This is a genomic window from Caulobacter sp. P1_B12_2, from assembly GCF_056406675.1.
In genome coordinates, this window is the sequence record NZ_JBFTZS010000534.1 from 1 (window position 1) to 2,858 (window position 2,858).

Here is a 2,858-nt window from a genome sequence, read left to right on the forward strand (position 1 = left end):
GCCTTGACCAGGTCGACGACCCGGCGACGCAGCCGACGGTCGTTCAGGCGCGGAAACAGTCCGGCCAGCTCCAAACCCTCGGGCGTGGCGACGAACTGGGTCATGCGCTGGGCGAAGCCATCGTCGGCCGAGCCCTGAGCGGTCTCGTCCAGGCCCTCGAAGAAATAGGACACCGGCGACTGCAGCAGGCGCGCGGCCTCGTACAGCTTCGAGGCGCTGATCCGGTTGGCGCCGCGCTCGTATTTCTGGATCTGCTGGAAGGTGATGCCCAGGGCTTCGGCCAACTGGGTCTGGCTGAGGCCCAGGACCTTGCGACGGATCCGAAGACGCGCCCCGACATAGAGATCGACGGGGTGAGCCTGGTCGGAAAGGGGTTTGTCGGTCATCCGCGTCACGTTCCTCCCAGCGGCCCCGCGCCCTCGCTCGATGCACGAGCGTGTGGTCCAGCTTGGTTAACACAGGATAGACCCATGCGGTTGCGTTAGTCACGCCTCTGACACATCCGTTGTCCCGGCAAAATGTCCCGTCGGGCTTGACGTTTGGCGCGAGCAAGGGTGTCTGCCGCCCATGGAGACAAAGCTGCGCGCGCGGGTGGCGGTGGCCGGCGCCGGCGCGATCGGATCGGCCGTGGCGTTGACCCTGGCCCGCGCCGGATTCGACGTCACGCTTTTCGATCCCAATCCCGTCGGCGACAACGCGTCGGGCGTGGCGGCCGGCATGCTGGCGCCGGTGGCCGAAGCCGTGTTTGACCCTGTCTCGACCCCGCACCTGGCCCTGCTGCGACGCGCGCGCGACCTCTGGCCGGCCTTCGCCGAGGGACTGGACCTGGAAATCCTGCGCGACGGCCTGAGGGTCGAGGGCGACGCCGCGTGGCTGACGAGCATCGCCGCCCGCTTCGAAGCCCTGGGCGCCCCCTTCCAGCGCCTGGACGGCGCCCTGATCGACGCCGAGGACTGGCGGATCGAGGCGCGCCCGGCCCTGGTCGCCCTGCGCGCCGCCTTCGAGCTGCTGGGCGGACGTTTCCAGTCCCGCGCCTTCACCACCGACGACCTGTCGGCCTTCTCCGCCGTCGTCCTGGCCACCGGCGCGGCGGATGCGTCCGGCCTGGCCCCCGAACTGGCGACGCTGAGCCCGATCAAGGGCCAGATCCTGCGCGCCGATCGCGGTCCCGCGACCGGGCCGGTGATCCGGGGCGAGGGCGTCTATATCGCTCCCGGCGAGAGCCCGGCGATCGGCGCGACCATGGAGACGGGCCGCGACGACCTGGCCGTCGATCCTTCGGCGACCGACGCCCTGCGCGCGGCGGCGATCCGCCTGCGCCCGGAGCTGGCCGATGCGATCCTGACCACCGAGGTCGGGGTGCGGGCGGCCACCCCCGACGGTCTGCCGTTGGTGGGCTGGAGCGCGACACCGGGTGTGATGCTGGCCGTGGGGACCCGCCGCAACGGCTGGCTGCTGGCCCCGCTTGTGGCCGATCTGGTCGCGGCGTATCTGAGGGGTGATAACCCAGGCCCGGACGCCGCGTCGCTGGACGCGCGGCGCTTCTCGAGGACCTGAGCGACAACAACAAAAGGGCAGGGGCGAATGAGCGGATTCTGGTTGACCGAGGAGCAGGAAGCCATCCGCGAGGGCGTCGCCAAGCTGTGCGCCGACTTCGACGACGACTACTGGCGCCGCACCGACGAGACCGGGATTTTCCCAGAAGAATTCGTGGCCGCCATCGCGCAGGGCGGCTGGCTGGGCGTGGCCATGCCCGAGAGCGTCGGCGGGGCGGGCCTGGGCCTGACCGAGGCGGCGATCATGATGCAGACCGTGGCCCAGTCCGGCGCGGGCTTCTCGGGCGCCAGCGCCATTCACCTGAACATCTTCGGCCCCATGCCGATCGTGAAGTTCGGCACGGACGAGCAGCGCCAGAAGCATCTGCCGCGGCTGATCTCGGGCGAGGACAAGATGTGCTTCGCGGTGACCGAGCCCAATTCGGGCCTGGACACCTCCAGCCTGGAGACGAGGGCCGAGAAGGTCGAAGGCGGTTATCGTCTGAACGGCCGCAAGATCTGGACCACCGGCGCCCAGCGCGCCAACAAGATCCTGATCATCGCCAGGACCACGCCCAAGGACCAGTGCGCCAAGCCGACCCAGGGCCTGAGCCTGTTCTACACCGACCGCGAGAAGATCGAGGCCAAGCCGATCCCCAAGATGGGGCGCAAGGCGGTCGAGTGTAACATGCTGTTCATCGAGGATCTGTTCGTGCCGGCGGACGATCTGGTCGGCGAGGAGGGCAAGGGCTTCGCCTACCTGCTGCACGGCCTCAATCCCGAGCGGGTGCTGTTCGCGGTCGAGGCCGTCGGCCTGGGACGAGCGGCCCTGGCCAAGGCGACGACCTACGCCAAGGAGCGGATCGTGTTCGGCCGGCCGATCGGCCAGAACCAGGGCGTGGCCCATCCGCTGGCCCGGTCCTGGGCCGAGCTGGAAGCCGCCAACCTGTTGGCCTTCAAGGCGGCCGCGCTCTACGACCGCGGCCAGGATTGCGGGGCCGAGGCCAACGCCGCCAAGTACCTGGGCGCCGAGGCCGGCTTCACCGCCTGCGAGAGCGCGGTCCTGGCCCACGGCGGCATGGGCTACGCCAAGGAATACGACGTCGAGCGCTATTTCCGCGAAGCCATGATCGCGCGGATCGCCCCGATCAGTCGCGAGATGATCCTGAACTTCATCGCCGAGCGGGTGCTGGGTCTGCCGAAGAGTTATTGAGGGCGTCTTTCTTCTCTAGGCCTTCCCCCACGGGGGAGGACCTGGGTTGCGGCGAACACTTGCCCCCTACGGACCGCTTCGCGGTCGTCTTCCCCCAGAGGGGGAAGAGG

General features: G+C 69.2%; 3 protein-coding genes. 2 read left to right on the forward strand and 1 reads right to left on the reverse strand.

What is annotated here, in order from left to right:
• Nucleotides 1–386, reverse strand: a 386-nt coding sequence (locus AC1DZ6_RS22835; protein ID WP_477099401.1) for a helix-turn-helix domain-containing protein, incomplete at its 3' end; no start/stop codon positions are given.
• Nucleotides 387–567: 181 nt separating this feature from the next.
• Between AC1DZ6_RS22835 and AC1DZ6_RS22840 the strand changes: the two genes are divergently transcribed.
• On the forward strand, nucleotides 568–1,557 hold the full coding sequence (locus tag AC1DZ6_RS22840) for an NAD(P)/FAD-dependent oxidoreductase (protein WP_477099402.1): 990 nt from the start codon (nucleotides 568–570) through the stop codon (nucleotides 1,555–1,557).
• 27 nt (nucleotides 1,558–1,584) lie between these two features.
• Entirely contained in the window at nucleotides 1,585–2,748 is a 1,164-nt protein-coding gene (locus AC1DZ6_RS22845; RefSeq protein WP_477099403.1) for an acyl-CoA dehydrogenase family protein, read from the forward strand.
• Nucleotides 2,749–2,858: the final 110 nt, after the last annotated feature.